The sequence below is a fragment of the uncultured Arthrobacter sp. genome (genome assembly GCF_964021775.1).
Classification (GTDB): domain Bacteria; phylum Actinomycetota; class Actinomycetes; order Actinomycetales; family Micrococcaceae; genus Arthrobacter.
This window is the reverse complement of record NZ_CAXHZI010000009.1, coordinates 1-13,539: the sequence shown is the minus strand read 5'-3', so window position 1 is coordinate 13,539 and position 13,539 is coordinate 1. Positions and strand designations below refer to the sequence as shown.

14 protein-coding genes are annotated in these 13,539 nt (G+C 69.9%); 7 read left to right on the top strand and 7 right to left on the bottom strand.

Annotated features, from left to right (window positions below; translation table 11 throughout):
* The first annotated feature begins 44 nt into the window (after nt 1-44).
* Nucleotides 45-578 carry a gluconokinase gene (locus tag ABIN76_RS09920; RefSeq protein WP_346959550.1) on the top strand — a complete coding sequence of 178 codons (534 nt, stop codon included), beginning with the start codon at nt 45-47 and terminating at the stop codon, nt 576-578.
* A 96-nt stretch (nt 579-674) separates the two neighbouring features.
* Entirely contained in the window at nt 675-2,069 is a 1,395-nt protein-coding gene (locus ABIN76_RS09915) for a gluconate:H+ symporter (RefSeq protein WP_346959625.1), read from the top strand.
* A gap of 73 nt (nt 2,070-2,142) precedes the next feature.
* Here the strand turns inward: ABIN76_RS09915 and ABIN76_RS09910 are convergent, their stop codons facing one another.
* The 4 genes from ABIN76_RS09910 to ABIN76_RS09895 all read right to left on the bottom strand — a co-directional run bounded on the left by ABIN76_RS09910 (nt 2,143) and on the right by ABIN76_RS09895 (nt 5,367).
* Nucleotides 2,143-3,015 (bottom strand): anti-sigma factor domain-containing protein, encoded by an 873-nt coding sequence (locus tag ABIN76_RS09910; RefSeq protein WP_346959624.1) that lies wholly within the window; start codon nt 3,013-3,015, stop codon nt 2,143-2,145.
* A gap of 10 nt (nt 3,016-3,025) precedes the next feature.
* Nucleotides 3,026-3,631: an ECF RNA polymerase sigma factor SigK gene (gene sigK, locus ABIN76_RS09905; protein WP_346959549.1), complete on the bottom strand. Its 606-nt coding sequence runs from the start codon at nt 3,629-3,631 to the stop codon at nt 3,026-3,028.
* Nucleotides 3,632-3,886: 255 nt separating this feature from the next.
* Nucleotides 3,887-4,354, bottom strand: a complete 468-nt coding sequence (locus ABIN76_RS09900) for a tRNA (cytidine(34)-2'-O)-methyltransferase (protein WP_346959548.1) — start codon at nt 4,352-4,354, stop codon at nt 3,887-3,889.
* A gap of 41 nt (nt 4,355-4,395) precedes the next feature.
* Complete coding sequence (locus ABIN76_RS09895) at nt 4,396-5,367, bottom strand: J domain-containing protein (RefSeq protein ID WP_346959547.1); 972 nt, start codon at nt 5,365-5,367, stop codon at nt 4,396-4,398.
* A gap of 125 nt (nt 5,368-5,492) precedes the next feature.
* Here ABIN76_RS09895 and ABIN76_RS09890 point away from each other — a divergent pair, with 125 nt between their 5' ends.
* Both ABIN76_RS09890 and ABIN76_RS09885 read left to right on the top strand, forming a co-directional pair.
* A complete protein-coding gene (locus ABIN76_RS09890) occupies nt 5,493-6,395 on the top strand; it encodes a diacylglycerol kinase family protein (protein ID WP_346959546.1) in 903 nt (300 codons plus the stop codon).
* A gap of 17 nt (nt 6,396-6,412) precedes the next feature.
* Nucleotides 6,413-7,156, top strand: coding sequence for a hypothetical protein (locus ABIN76_RS09885; RefSeq protein WP_346959545.1), 744 nt, complete (start codon nt 6,413-6,415; stop codon nt 7,154-7,156).
* A 54-nt stretch (nt 7,157-7,210) separates the two neighbouring features.
* Here ABIN76_RS09885 and ABIN76_RS09880 read toward each other — a convergent pair whose 3' ends face one another.
* On the bottom strand, nt 7,211-7,624 hold the full coding sequence (locus tag ABIN76_RS09880; protein WP_346959544.1) for a DoxX family membrane protein: 414 nt from the start codon (nt 7,622-7,624) through the stop codon (nt 7,211-7,213).
* 94 nt (nt 7,625-7,718) lie between these two features.
* Here ABIN76_RS09880 and ABIN76_RS09875 point away from each other — a divergent pair, with 94 nt between their 5' ends.
* A complete protein-coding gene (locus tag ABIN76_RS09875) occupies nt 7,719-8,417 on the top strand; it encodes a transcriptional regulator (protein ID WP_346959543.1) in 699 nt (232 codons plus the stop codon).
* On the opposite strand, the gene ABIN76_RS09870 is transcribed toward ABIN76_RS09875, so the two are convergent.
* Complete coding sequence (locus tag ABIN76_RS09870) at nt 8,404-9,279, bottom strand: DMT family transporter (RefSeq protein ID WP_346959542.1); 876 nt, start codon at nt 9,277-9,279, stop codon at nt 8,404-8,406. The two genes, ABIN76_RS09875 and ABIN76_RS09870, sit on opposite strands and share 14 nt — an antisense overlap.
* Nucleotides 9,280-9,407: 128 nt before the next feature.
* Here ABIN76_RS09870 and ABIN76_RS09865 point away from each other — a divergent pair, with 128 nt between their 5' ends.
* Nucleotides 9,408-10,637, top strand: a complete 1,230-nt coding sequence (locus tag ABIN76_RS09865) for a cysteine desulfurase family protein (protein WP_346959541.1) — start codon at nt 9,408-9,410, stop codon at nt 10,635-10,637.
* Here the strand turns inward: ABIN76_RS09865 and ABIN76_RS09860 are convergent.
* The gene (locus tag ABIN76_RS09860; protein WP_346959540.1) at nt 10,634-11,884 is read right to left on the bottom strand and encodes an FAD-dependent oxidoreductase; all 1,251 of its coding nucleotides are present in this window, start codon (nt 11,882-11,884) and stop codon (nt 10,634-10,636) included. The genes ABIN76_RS09865 and ABIN76_RS09860 overlap by 4 nt on opposite strands.
* 175 nt (nt 11,885-12,059) lie before the next feature.
* Between ABIN76_RS09860 and mnmA the strand changes: the two genes are divergently transcribed.
* Nucleotides 12,060-13,184 (top strand): tRNA 2-thiouridine(34) synthase MnmA, encoded by a 1,125-nt coding sequence (gene mnmA, locus ABIN76_RS09855; RefSeq protein WP_346959539.1) that lies wholly within the window; start codon nt 12,060-12,062, stop codon nt 13,182-13,184.
* Nucleotides 13,185-13,539 lie beyond the last annotated feature (355 nt).

Genomic DNA, 13,539 nt, shown 5'->3' with positions numbered 1-13,539 from the left:
TTGCCATTGTTTAAATCATATTTATTGATGGAAGGCAGACTTTAATGGCGAAGACTGCGCAGCACCCCGTTCTGGTCATCATGGGCGTCTCGGGCTCGGGCAAATCCACCGTGGCGGGCTTGCTGGCCGGGCGGCTGGGCTGGGACCTCGCGGAGGGAGATGACCTGCACCCCGCGTCCAACGTGGCCAAAATGCACGCCGGCCAGCCGCTGACCGACGAGGACCGCTGGCCCTGGCTGGACAGCATCGCCGCCTGGATCCGGGCGCACACCGCCGCCGGCACGCCCGGCGTCGTCACCTGCTCGGCCCTGAAAAAGCGGTACCGTGACGTGCTCCGCGGCGAGGGCGTGGTGTTTGTCTTCCTGGAGGGCAGCAAGGAGCGGATCTCCGACCGGCTGGCGTCCCGGCACGGCCATTTCATGCCGCCGGCCCTGCTGGAATCCCAGTTCGACGCCCTTGAAGCCCCCACCGGGGACGAAAACTTCATCACCCTCTCCGTCGGCGCAACCCCGGCCGACGAAGCCCAGGAAATCATCGACCGGCTCCATCTCGACGGCGCCGACGCCGCCGCACGCTGACCGCGTCCTGACCGGGTGCCGGCCGCGTCCTGACCGGGTGCCGGTCACCATCCCCCTCATTCCCGCTAGGAACATGTTTTGAATTCTCTTGCCGCAATGCAGCTTCCCGCTGCCGTCGAGGCCTGGACCGGCCACGACACCCAGCTCCTGGTGGTCGCAGCCCTCGGCATCGCGCTGATCGTGGTGCTGATCGCCAAGTTCAAGCTCCACCCCTTCCTCGCCCTGGTGCTCGGCTCGGCCTTCGTCGGGCTGGCCTCGGGCGTGGAACTGGCCAAGATCATCACCAACTTCGAGGACGGAGTCGGCGGCGTCCTGAAGGAGGTGGGCCTGCTGATCGCCCTCGGCGCCATGCTGGGCAAGCTCCTGGCGGATTCCGGCGGCGCCAACCGGGTGGTGGACACCCTGCTTGCCAAGGCCGGCGGCAACCGGGTGGTCTGGTCCATCACGCTCGTTGCAGTGATCATCGGCCTGCCGATGTTCTTCGAGATCGGCCTGGTGCTGCTGCTCCCGGTGATCGTCCTGGTCACGCAGCGCTCCAAAATGCCGCTCATGCGCATTGCCATCCCCGCGCTGGCCGGGCTTTCCGTGCTGCACGGACTCGTGCCCCCGCACCCGGGACCCCTGATCGCAATCAGCGCCGTCAAGGCCGAACTGGGCACGACCCTGGCGCTGGGGCTCCTCGTTGCCATTCCCACCGTCATCATCTGCGGGCCGCTGTTTTCCCGGCTCGCCGCCAGATGGGTTCCGGTGGGTGCCCCCGCCGTGGCCGGCGGCATCGACACCCAGCACGGTGCCGACCTGGAAGGCGTCAAGCGCCAGCCCAGCTTCCCGGTAACGCTGCTGACCATCGTCTTCCCGGTGGTCCTGATGCTGCTCAAGGCCGTGGTGGACATCATCTGGCCGGACCCCGCCACGGCGCCGTGGATCAGGGTCTTCTTCGACTTCGTCGGCCAGCCGCTCGTGGCGATGACCCTCGCCGTGCTCCTCGCCATCGGCACCTTCGGCTACGCCGTCGGCTTCACCGGCAACAGGATCACCACCAAGATCGGCGCGAGCCTGGGGCCGATCGCCGCGATCCTGCTGATCGTGGGCGCCGGCGGCGGCTTCAAGCAGACCCTGATCGGCGCCGGCGGCGGCGACGCCGTGAAGAAGTGGGCCGAAGGCGCCAACATGTCCGTGCTGGTCCTGGGCTTCCTCGTGGCCGTGGCGCTCCGGCTCGCCACCGGTTCCGCCACCGTGGCCACCGTGACCGCGGCCGGCATCGTCGCGCCGCTGGCCAGCTCGCTCAGCCCGACCCACGCGGCCCTGCTGGCCCTCGCGATCGGCGCCGGCTCGCTCTTCCTCTCGCACGTCAACGACGCCGGCTTCTGGCTGGTGAAAGAACTCTTCGGCTTAAGCGTCGGCCAGACCTTCAAGACCTGGTCCGTGATGGAAACCCTGATCTCCGTGGTGGGGTTTGCCTTCGTGATGCTGCTCTCGCTGATCCTCTAGCGCCGCAGGGCGGCAAAAAGCCGCGCAGGCCCCGAATGTTCGGGACCCGCGCGGCTTTGTCGTTCCCTTTAGGTCAGGCGCCCAGCGGGGCGGCGGCCACGGTCGGAAGGGTGGGCGACTTCGAGCCGCCGGCGGGCTCCACCGTGATGCCCAGGGAGGCGGCGGAACCGATGCCCGTGACGACGGCCGGCTTGGACAGCGCTTCCGCGTCCATCAGGCCCTTGGAGACCGGGGCGGAGCCGTCCTTGGGGATCAGCCACATCTGGTAGACCTTGCCGGTCGGCGGGGCGGGGACGCCGTTCATCTTCACGACCACGGCATCCTTCGACGAGGAGAGGGACAGCGAGGCAGTGCCGCCGCCGACGACGTCGACCGTTGCCTTCCGAACGTCGCTGGCCTGGAGCACCTGGTTGAGCGGGTCGTTCTGGTTGGCGACATAGGCACCGACCCCGACGCCGCCCACGGCGATGGCGGCTGCCGCGGCAACGCCGATCAGCCAATTGCGCATGCCCTGCGGACGCCGGCGCTCATCCCGGCGCTGGCGCGCGGCACCGAGTTCGTCCGTCACCGGAGGCCCGGGCTGCTCCCGGACTGGCCGGGCCACCACCGGGGGAGCGGCGGGAGCCGCTTGCCCAGTGACGACCGGGCCGGCAGACTGCGCCGGCAGGGCCGCGAAAATACGGTCAAAGAGCCCGGCCGGAGGTTCCTCTTCGGCGCGGAAGCTCATGGTCAGGGTCTCGCGTGCCTGCCGGACCCGCTCCTCGAATTCGGCGCGTTCGGCGGGAGGCGCGTCGGCGAGGTAGCGGTCGACGGCGGTGCGTTCGGCGTCGTCGAGGGCGTGGAGCGCGTAGACCTCGGCGAGGTCAACGGCGCGGCCGGAGCTGAGGTCGCCGGCGATGTCGGCGGTGAAGCTGCCGGGCGCGCGCCCGCTGCCCTGTGGATTCATATCGTTCATCTCAACTCACCCCCAAGCAGGTTTTCAGGCGGATCAGTCCGTCGCGGATGCGGGACTTGATGGTGGGAACGGCCGCGTTGAGTCTTTCCGCGACCTCCCGGTAGGTGAGGCCGCCGTAGTAGGCGAGCCGCACGGATTCCTGCTGCGTTTCGGTCAACGTGTCCAGGCAGCGGACCACGGCTTCGGCCTCGAGCCTGCTGCCGACCTCGTCCGAGACGGAATCATGGTCGATTTCCTGGCTGCTGGCCCCATACCTGGCTTCCCGGTCGGTGGAGGACTGCGAGGACCGGACCTTGTCCACCGCGCGGCGGTGCGAGATGGTCATCAGCCAGGCCAGCGGGCTGCCGGCGTCGGCGTTGAACTTCGCCGCGTTCTGCCAGACCTGGAGGAAGACCTCCTGGGTGGTGTCCTTGCTGAGTTCAGCATCGATCAGGACCCGTCGCGCCATGCCGTAAACACGGCGCGAGGTCAGCTGGTAGAACTCGGCGAAGGCGGCCTGGTCCCCGACGGCGATCTGTCCGAGCAGCATTACCAGCCGGCGGTTTACGTCGGCTGAGGCGCTGGGGGGAGCGGTGGCCTCGCGGTTCGGGGCGTTCGGAGTTTCCATCACCTTCAAGCATAAGGTGCCTGCCGCCGATAGTGGGTCAGGCCGGGTTTGGACAGTACTGTGGTTGCCCGCAGCCCGACGGGCCGGGCGTCTATCCGCCTGTAGTGTGCTCACCTGCCGCTCCTCGCTCCTTCCGCCGCTCGCCGTGAATGCTCTCTCACAAAGCATTCGGCGCAGCGGCGGGATCGGATGGGCGCAACTTCCGGGACCGTGCGGGTCCCGGCCCGGCGCGGCGTCCGGGGCCGGGCACCGGTGCTACAGCTTGGCGCCCGCGAAGCCCTGCTGGCGCCACGCCTCGTACACCGCGATCGAGGCTGCGTTCGCCAGGTTCAGCGAACGAAGTGCCGGCAGCATCGGCAGCCGGACGCGGGAGGTCACATGCGGGTCGTGTTTGACTTCCTCGGAAAGGCCCACGGACTCCCGGCCGAACATCAGCACGTCGCCGGGGCGGTAGCTGATGTCCGTATAGGAGGTCTCGCCGTCGGAGGTGAAGGCGAAGACCCGCTCCGGCTGCAATGCTTCCCACGCGGCGTCGATGTCCTTGTGCACGGTGACGACGGCGAGGTCGTGGTAATCCAGGCCGGCCCGGCGCAGCTTGGCATCGGAGAAATCGAAGCCCAGCGGCTCCACGAGGTGGAGTTCGGCCCCGGTGATGGCGGCCAGCCGGATGGCGTTGCCGGTATTGCCGGGGATTTCTGGGCTGTGGAAGAGGATGCGGAACACGGTCCCATCCTAGCGAGCCGGTGGTCCGTCAGTGCATTCCGCTAGTGCATTCCGCGCAGCAGCCGGGCGAGCACGGGAACATTGACCGTGTTCGGGGCCGGTCCGGAACTGAGGAACTGCTTGAGGCCGCGGGCCAGCCCGGCGGCGTTGACCACCTGCACGAGTTCGTGGCTGTCGCCGCGGTCCCGGGAGCGCCCGTGCCGGTCAATCACCGGTTCGTGCAGGTTCCCGTCGGTGCTGTGGACGACTGTCCAGCCGGTGACGTTCAGCTCGGGGAAGATGTCCTGCATCCGGCGCACCACGTGAGCCAGTTGCGGCGGGGCAATGGACCGTCCGCCGTGGTTCAGGGTGCTGCCGTTCCAGGCGTAGGCTCCCGGCGGCAGGAGCATGGAACCGACGATGGCCAGCCGGTAGCCGGAGACCAGCACGTGGTCGATGTGGCTGTTGTCGGCGGGGGACTGCAGTCCGTTGATCAGCCGGGCGGCCGGGATGGCGGGCAGGATCTGCCGGGTGATCAGCTGCACGGTGCGCATTTCTCGCTGGATGCGTGCCTCGGCGCCGAAGATGCCCCGCCGGCGCGGCATGCCGTGGACCTGCTGGCGGGCGACGGACTCCGGGATCAGCGGCACGCCGCCGCCGGCGGCCACCTCCTCGAAGGACGGGACGTAGACCGGGGCGTCCGCGGCGGTGTTGCGCGGAGTGTTGGGCCGGCGGACATGCGCGGAGGCCCGGCTGCCGGCGGCCGGCGCGTCGAAGTGGGCCCCTTCCTCGGCCGGGGCGGTGCGGCTGGAATAGGCGGTGCCGCTGCCGTAGGAGCGGTCGTAATCGGCGCGGCGCTTGGCGTCGATGAGGGTCTCGTACGCCAGGGTCACCCGGCGGAATGTGGCGGCGTCGCCCCCGTGGTCCGGGTGGGCCGTGCGGGCAGCCTTGCGGTAGGCCACCTTGATGTCCCTGTCCGTCGCCGTGACGGGGATCCTGAGGACCTGATAATGCGAGCTGTTGCCCTGCGTCAAGCGCAATTCCTTTGCGTCGGTGGAGCCGGGCCGGCCTGGAGCTCCGGCGTGGCCAGTTTAACCGGCTGGGGGAATAACGAGTGCGCAACCGAGGATGGTTCCCGGCGGCTGGCATAATTCAGCGCATGAAGATCGCCCTCGCCGTCAACCCCCGCGCCTCCTTCGGCCGCGGACAGCAGGCCGGCCGGGAAGCCGCGGACTGTTTCCGCGCGGCCGGGGCGCAGGTCCAGCTGCTGTGCGAGGACAGCTACGAAACGCTGGCCCGCGCGGTGGACAAAGTGGTTGCGGACGGGGTGGACGCCTTGGTGGTGGCCGGCGGCGACGGCATGGTGCACCTCGGCGTCAACGCGCTCGCCGGTTCGGGGGCCACATTCGGCGAAACGCCGCTGGGGATCATTCCGGGCGGGACCGGAAACGACATGGCACGCGCCCTCGGCCTGCCGCGGCACGACATCCCGGCGGCTGCCGCACGCGTGCTGGCGGCACTGGAGTCGGGCGGGCGCCTGATCGACGCGGGCCGGGTCAGCTCGGGCGGCCGGACGCACTGGTTTGCCGGCGTGGTCTCCGCAGGCTTCGACGCCGCGGTCAACGAGCGCGCCAACGCCTGGCGCCGCCCGCGCGGACAGGCCCGGTACAACCTCGCCATGCTGCGCGAACTGGCCACCTTCCGCGCCATCGAGTACACCGTTACGGCCGACGGCGAGCGCTGGCAGCAGGGCGCCATGCTGATTTCGGTGGCCAACGGTCAATCCATCGGCGGCGGCATGAAGGTGGTGCCCGACGCCGTGCTCGACGACGGCTACCTGGACCTGTTCATCGTCCGGCCGCTGTCCCGCGCCGGCTTCCTCGCGGTGTTTCCGAAGGTGTTTTCCGGCCGGCACACGGGCCACCCGGCCGTGGAGATCCGCCGGGTCCGGCGGGTTGAGCTGGAGGCGCACGGAGTGGTTGCCTACGCGGACGGGGAGCGGATCGGCCCGCTGCCGCTGAGCATCGACGTGGTTCCCGGCGCGCTCCGGGTCCTGGCATAGGCGGGGTAACAGAGCACATGGAAGAACAGCAGAGCGGCGCGGTGCTGCGGGGCGCCGGCGCCCGTCCGGGGGCGTGCCGGGCGGCCGGACCGCAGCGGAGGGACTGGCTCCGGACGGCCGGTGCGCTGCTGGCGCTGCTTCCCCTGCTGGCCGCCTGCAGTGTCGGCGTTCCGGATCCCGCAGCGCCGAAACCGGCCAGCAGCGCCGCCGCCCTCACCACCCCGACCGTGACGCCCGGGTACGACGCCGAAGCGGTCGCCGCCCGGAACCTGCCGCTGGCTGCGGGCGGCCGCCTCGCGGCCGGGGTTCCGGTGCGGGTTTCCGACGGGCTGCGGGACGCGCCGGGCTGGAAACCCGGCAAACAGGACCTCGCCGGTGCCAGCGAGTACCGAAAGGCCAACGGCTGCCTGGTCTCCGCCAAGGTCCGTGTGAACCAGTGGCCGCTGGTGGTCCCCGGTGATGACAGGGCATCCACCGAAGCCCTGTTCCGCTACCTGGACGCCAGCATCCTGCCGTCCTACCTGAAGACCGCGAGCCTGCGCTGGGGCGGCGAGCCGGACAAGCCGGGCCCTCGCGTCGAGGTGCTGGTGCTTGAGGGCGGCAAGCAGGCCGGGCGCCGGGTGACGGCCAGCTACGCCCGGCTCTTCGCCAAGACCGGCTCGTCCGTCTACGTCTCCGTCTCCTGCCCGGACGCTGCGGCGCTCGCCGGCGCGCGCGCCGACGTCGCCGCCCGGCTGGCCGTGCTGCCGCCGTCGTCCTGATCCCGCCGCAGCGGGCGGTGCTGCGGGGTCAGGACGACGGCCGCAGCGAAGGGGTCACCGGCTCTTTCCGGGCGAGAGCCTGTTCAGGGCCAGCGCCCCGACCAGGAGCCCGACGTCGCGCAGCGCCACATCGAAGAAGCTGCCCAGCACCAGCAGGTTGACGATGATGCCGAGCAGCCACACCGCAACCAGCAGCGAACCGAAACGCGGCCGGACCGCCACCGCGAGGCCCGCGATGATTTCGACGACGCCGACGACGTACATAAACGTCTGTGCCGGCAAAGGAATGATCGAGGTGGCCGCCGGTGCCAGATACATCGTCCAGTCGGTGAGCAGGTTGGTGAACTTGTCCAGGCCGAAAATGACCGGCGCCACCGTGAAGACCGTGCGCAGCAGCAGGAAGGCCTGCCGTTGCGGACCGGCCGCAACCGCCGGGGCCTGGGCCGCAAGTGCTGTTGAAGATTTCATCTTCCGCTCCTCTTTTCTAAAAATAGATACATTAACTTTAGAACCGGGCGAGGGGTTAAGCAATGGATCTTGTTTTTAGAGCTAGGCTGGTTTGATGACCCGTTTTCCGTGGAACCGCAGGGTGTCCGCCGTCGCCTCCCTGGCCGATGACAACCGCCGCAGGCTCTTCGACTTCGTCGCCGCGGCGGATCGGGCGGTCGGCCGTGACGATGCCGCAGGGGCGCTGGGACTGGCCCGGAGCACGGCGTCGTTCCACCTGGACCGCCTGGTCCACGACGGGTTGCTGGCGGTGGAGTTCCGCAAGCTCGGCGGCAAGGAGGGGCCCGGTTCCGGCCGCCCGGCCAAGCTGTACCGCGCGGCCGTCCAGGAAGTCTCGGCGTCCGTCCCGGAGCGCAACTACGACCTCGCCGCCGAACTGCTGGTGACCGCCATTGAAGAATCAACGACCGACGGCGGCTCCGCCCGGGACGCGCTGCTGCGGGGCGCCCGGTCCCGCGGCCGGGCCGCCGCGGAAACTGACGGCGGGGCCGGCCTCGCCGCGCTGCTTACCGCGGAGGGCTACCGGCCCACGGACGACGGCGCCGGCGGTTTAGTGTTGCTCAACTGCCCGTTCCACCGTGTGGCCCGGGGCCATGCGGACGTGGTGTGCGCCATGAACGGCGCCTTCCTGGCCGGGGCCGCCGAAGGTTGCGGGGAGGACCCGGGCCGGGTGGAAGCGCTCGACATCGAGGACCTCAGGGCCCAGGGAGCCGCCGCACCGGCCCAGTGCTGCGCCCGGATCAGGCCGCTGTGAGCCTCGGCTGGCCCTTGATGCCGGTCAGCAGGACCCCGGCGACGACCATGATCCCGCCCGCGACCTGGACGAACGTCAGCGGCGTGCCAAGCGCGACGGTGATGATTGCCGTGAAGACCACCATCAGGTTCAGGTAGTTGCCCGCGGTGCCCGGCGGGGTGGTCTTCAGCGCCAGGTTCCAGAACAGGTACGCGCCCAGCGAGGGGAAGACCGCAATATAGGCCAGCGACCAGCCTTCCGCCGGGGTATCCGGGAGCCGCACGTGCAGGGCGAGGGCCAACGGCGCCAGCGTCACGGTGGCCATGGCGACCTGCACCGCGGTGGCGGCGATGGCGGGCACGTCCAGCCGGCGGGCGATGATCGTGTAGCTGCCCCAGACCAGGATGGCGCCGATCATCATGAGTTCGCCGGTGTTGATGGAGAGGCTGGCTACCCGCTGCAATTCGCCGCGGGTCAGGACCAGCAGGACGCCCAGCAGCCCGAGGCCGATGCCGGTCCAGCCGAGCCGGGTGGTCTTCTCGCCGAGCAGGAAGATTGCCATCACCACAATCAGGGCAGGGTTGGCAGCCGTAATCAGGGAGGCGTTCATCGCTGACGTGTAGCCGAGCGCACCGTAGAGCAACAAGGTGTAGCCGCTCATCCCCAGCACGCTCAACAGCAACAGCACGGGCCAGCGGCGCAGCACCGCCCGCCAGTCCGGCTTTTCCACGAAGTGGGCCAGAGCGAGCAGCGGCAGGGCAGCCAGCGTCCAGCGCCAGAAGGTCAGGTCCAGCGGCGTCATCGAGGCGACAGCGGCCTGGCCGACGACGAAATTTCCGGACCAGAACAGGGTGGCCAGGACGAGGTACAGGGACGCTTTCACCGCTTGAATGTACACCAGCGCCCGCGCTGTCCGGACCCTCCCGCGGCGCCGCCCCGCGGCGCCGTCCCCGGACCCCTCCGCGGTGCCGTCCTGCGGTGCCGGGCAAGCCGCCACGGTAGAATTGGGCTGTGCCCGTATACCTAGACCATGCCGCCACCACACCGCTAGCCGCGGAGGCGCTGGCTGCCCTGACGCGTGAGCTGGCCCGCACCGGCAACCCGTCCTCGCTGCACGGATCGGGCCGCCGGGCCCGCCGGGCCGTCGAGGATGCCCGCGAGACCCTGGCCGCCGCGGCCGGAGCACATCCCTCGGAAGTCATCTTCACCTCCGGCGGTACCGAGGCCGACAACCTGGCGGTCAAGGGCCTGTACTGGGCCCGCCGCGCCGAGGATCCGCGGCGGACCCGCATCCTGTGTTCCGCCGTCGAGCACCACGCGGTGTTGGACACCGTCGAATGGCTCGAGCGGCATGAAGGCGCCGATGTGCGCTGGCTGCCCGTCGATGCCGACGGCGTCCTGGATCTGGCTGCGCTGGCGTCGGAGCTGGCCGACGACCCCGCCTCGATCGCGCTGGTCACCGTCATGTGGGCCAACAACGAGGTGGGCAGCACTCAGCCCGTCGCGGAGATTGTCACGCTGGCGCACGCCGCCGGCGTACCCGTCCACTCCGACGCCGTGCAGGCGTTCGGCTCCGTGCCTGTCGATTTCCGTGCAACCGGCCTGGACGCCATGTCCATCTCGGGGCACAAGATCGGCGGCCCGGTGGGCGTCGGCGCCCTGCTGCTGGGGCGCGCTGTGACGCTGACGCCGGTCCAGCACGGCGGGGGACAGGAGCGCGACGTGCGCTCCGGCACCCTGGACACGGCCTCGATCGCGGCCTTCGCCGCCGCGGCGGAGGCCGTCACCGGCAAGCTTGCCGCCGAGTCCGCACGGATCGCCGAGCTGCGGGACCGGCTGATCGATGGCGTCCGCGCCGCCGTTCCGGAGGCCGTGCTGCGCGGAGCGCCCGGGGCCGGCCGGCTGCCGGGCAACGCGCACTTCACCTTCCCCGGCTGCGAGGGCGACTCGTTGCTGTTCCTGCTGGATCTCGCCGGGGTGGAATCCTCCACCGGTTCCGCCTGCACTGCCGGTGTGCCGCGACCCTCCCACGTGCTGCTCGCCATGGGCCTGGATGAGGACACCGCCCGGGGCGCCCAGCGCTTCACTCTCGGCCACGCCTCCACGGAGGCCGACGTCGATGCCCTGCTGGCGGCCCTGCCGGCCGCCTATGCACGCGCCCGGCAGGCCGGCATGGCCGGACACGAGTCCAGCATCCAGACCGCGGGCACCGTCGCCCGCCAGGCCGCCGCCCGGGGCTAGGCCCCCTGCTCCGCGAGGAGCTGCACCAGCGGAATATCCGGATCCGCCAAGGCCGCCGGGCTGACAGCGGCGCGTGCCGTGATCAGGGCCTTGATGGTCTGCTGCGGCTTTTCCGAGCGCGGCCAGTTGACGCTCATTCCGGCCACCACACGGCCCCCGCGCTGCCAGAAGGCGAGGAATTTCCGCTCCGCCAGTGAACCCCGGAGCACGGGCTGGCCTTCGATCAGGCCGGGGAAGCCGGAATACTCCATGCTGACGTCGTACTGGTCCGTGTAAAAGTAGGGAATGGTGTCCAGTACTGCGTCCCGGCCGAGCATCGCCCTGGCGGCAATTTTCCCGCCGTTGAGCGCATTGGACCAGTGTTCGCTGCGCTGGTGCCTGCCGGTGAAAGGGTGCAGCGCGTTGGCGACGTCGCCGGCGGCAAAGACGCCGGGAGCGGACGTCCGCAACGAGGCATCCGTGAGGATCCCGTTCTCCACTTCGATGCCGGCGGCCGCGGCGAGCGACGTCTCGGGGACAACGCCGACAGCGATGACCACCAGGTCGGCGGCCAGGACCTCGCCGGCATCGGTGCTGACGGCCGTGACCCGGCCGGCCTCGCCCCTAATCTCGGCGGCCGACGCCGGGAGGCGGAACCGCACGCCGCGGGACTCGTGCAGCGAGCGGAAGAAGGCTCCCAGTTCGGGACCGATTGCCGCGGCCAGCGGCACCTGTTCGAGGCCCAGCAGGGTCACGGTGTTGCCATAGGAATTCGCCGCGGCCGCCAATTCCATCCCGATCCAGCCGGAGCCGACCAGCACGACGTTCCGGCCACCTCCTGCGAGAGCCTCCCGGAGCCGGCGGCTGTCCTCGAGGGTGCGGAACGTCATAACGCCGTCGAGCTCGCTGCCGGGCAGCGGAATCGTGCGCGGATACGCGCCGGTGGCCAGCAGGAGCGTGGAATAGGGCAGCCGCGCGCCGTCGGCGAGGGCCACCGTGCGGGCGTCCGTGTCCACCGCGGTGACCCGGACGCCCAGCCGCAGGTCGACGTCGTGCTCCGCGTACCAGCCGGGCGGGACCACAGGCAGCGCCTCGTCGCCCTCCTTGCCCAGCAGGTATTCCTTGGACAGCGGTGGACGCAGGTAGGGGGCATGGGATTCGCCGGCGAGCAGTGTGACCGGTCCGGCGAAGCCTTCCGCCCGGAGGGTCTTGGCGGCGGTGGCTCCGGCCAGGCCGCCGCCCACGATCACGATGTTTTCGACAGCCATCTTTGCCCGTCCCACCCGTGTCCACGACGCCTACGGAGTTCTAAAACCACTACTTTCGACTTTAGAAGCGGAGGGCCGGGCCGTCAAGGCTTTTGGGGAGAATTCGGCGTGGCGATAGAATGGGTTGGCGGGCAGCGTCTTCCCGCAAGCCCCCCAGTTTCTAGAGAAAGCCAGCATGCGAGTTCTTGCAGCCATGAGTGGCGGCGTTGATTCCGCCGTCGCCGCAGCCCGCGCCGTCGAGGCCGGCCACGACGTCGTCGGGGTCCACCTGGCGCTCTCCCGCATGCCCGGAACGTTGCGTACCGGCAGCCGCGGCTGCTGCACCATCGAGGACTCACGTGATGCCTGGCGGGCGTGCGACGTGCTCGGCATCCCGTACTACGTGTGGGATTTCTCCGAGCGATTTAAGGAAGACGTCGTCCAGGACTTCATCGACGAATACGCTGCCGGCCGCACGCCCAACCCCTGCATGCGCTGCAACGAGCGGATTAAGTTCGCGGCCCTGCTGGAGAAGGCGATCGCGCTCGGATTCGACGCCGTGTGCACCGGCCACTACGCCAAGGTGATCACCGACGCCGACGGCAACCCCGAGCTGCACCGTGCCGCGGACTGGGCCAAGGACCAGAGCTACGTGCTCGGCGTCCTCACCCACGAACAGCTCCGGCACTCGATGTTCCCGCTCGCGGACACCCCTTCCAAGGCCGAGGTCCGCGCCGAGGCCGAGCGCCGCGGGTTGTCCGTGGCCAACAAGCCCGACAGCCATGACATCTGCTTCATCCCCGACGGGGACACCGCCGGCTGGCTGGCCGAGAAGATCGAAATGACCTCCGGCGACATCGTGGACGAATCCGGCGCCAAGGTCGGCGAGCACCCCGGTGCCAACGCGTTCACCGTCGGCCAGCGGCGCGGCCTCAAGCTGGGCACCCCGGCCGCGGACGGCAAGCCGCGCTTTGTGCTGGAAATCCGGCCGAAGGAAAACAAGGTGGTGGTGGGTCCCGAGGCGCTGCTGGCGATCGACGAGATCCGCGGCATCAAGGTTTCCTGGGCCGGGCTGCCGATCGCGGAGATCGCCACCGGCGAGGAGTTCGACTGCCACGCCCAGGTCCGCGCCCACGGCGACCCGGTGCCGGCAACTGCCCGGATGGAGCACGCCGGCGGGTCCGGCGACCTCGTGGTCACGCTGAAAGAACCGCTGCGCGGCGTCGCCCCCGGCCAGACCGTGGTGCTCTACCAGGGCAGCCGGGTGCTGGGGCAGGCCACCATCGACGCCGCCCGGTCGCTGCAGCGCGCCGCGCTCTAACGGCCCACTGGCCGTAGCCGCCGCGAGGGTCTTGTGACCCATCAGGTGGCTTTCGGGCTCTCCGGCAACCCCGCGGGCTCACCGGTGCGCCCACGTCCGAGTCCGGTGCGCCCACGTCCGAGTCCGGTGCGCCCACGTCCGAGTCCACTCCCCGGTCCGGACGAGGAGCATGTCCATTCCCCGGCCCATTTTCCGGGGCAGCGACTGGGCACGTTGCCATTCTGTCCACTCCACGGCCTGCCGTTCGGGCATGTCCGTCGCCGGGCCGGCAGGAGGGGCATGTCCATTTTCCGGGGGAGCGACTGGGCACGTTGCCATTCTGTCCACTCCACGGCCTGCCGATGGGACATGTCCG

Excerpts from the sequence above, each read along its gene's own strand:
- ABIN76_RS09920 (WP_346959550.1), top strand. The coding sequence starts at position 45 with ATGGCGAAGACTGCGCAGCACCCCGTTCTGGTCATCATGGGCGTCTCG.
- ABIN76_RS09915 (WP_346959625.1), top strand. The coding sequence starts at position 675 with ATGCAGCTTCCCGCTGCCGTCGAGGCCTGGACCGGCCACGACACCCAG.
- ABIN76_RS09910 (WP_346959624.1), bottom strand. The coding sequence starts at position 3,015 with ATGAATCCACAGGGCAGCGGGCGCGCGCCCGGCAGCTTCACCGCCGAC.
- sigK (WP_346959549.1), bottom strand. The coding sequence starts at position 3,631 with ATGGAAACTCCGAACGCCCCGAACCGCGAGGCCACCGCTCCCCCCAGC.
- ABIN76_RS09890 (WP_346959546.1), top strand. The coding sequence starts at position 5,493 with ATGAAGATCGCCCTCGCCGTCAACCCCCGCGCCTCCTTCGGCCGCGGA.
- ABIN76_RS09885 (WP_346959545.1), top strand. The coding sequence starts at position 6,413 with ATGGAAGAACAGCAGAGCGGCGCGGTGCTGCGGGGCGCCGGCGCCCGT.
- ABIN76_RS09880 (WP_346959544.1), bottom strand. The coding sequence starts at position 7,624 with ATGAAATCTTCAACAGCACTTGCGGCCCAGGCCCCGGCGGTTGCGGCC.
- ABIN76_RS09875 (WP_346959543.1), top strand. The coding sequence starts at position 7,719 with ATGACCCGTTTTCCGTGGAACCGCAGGGTGTCCGCCGTCGCCTCCCTG.
- ABIN76_RS09860 (WP_346959540.1), bottom strand. The coding sequence starts at position 11,884 with ATGGCTGTCGAAAACATCGTGATCGTGGGCGGCGGCCTGGCCGGAGCC.
- mnmA (WP_346959539.1), top strand. The coding sequence starts at position 12,060 with ATGCGAGTTCTTGCAGCCATGAGTGGCGGCGTTGATTCCGCCGTCGCC.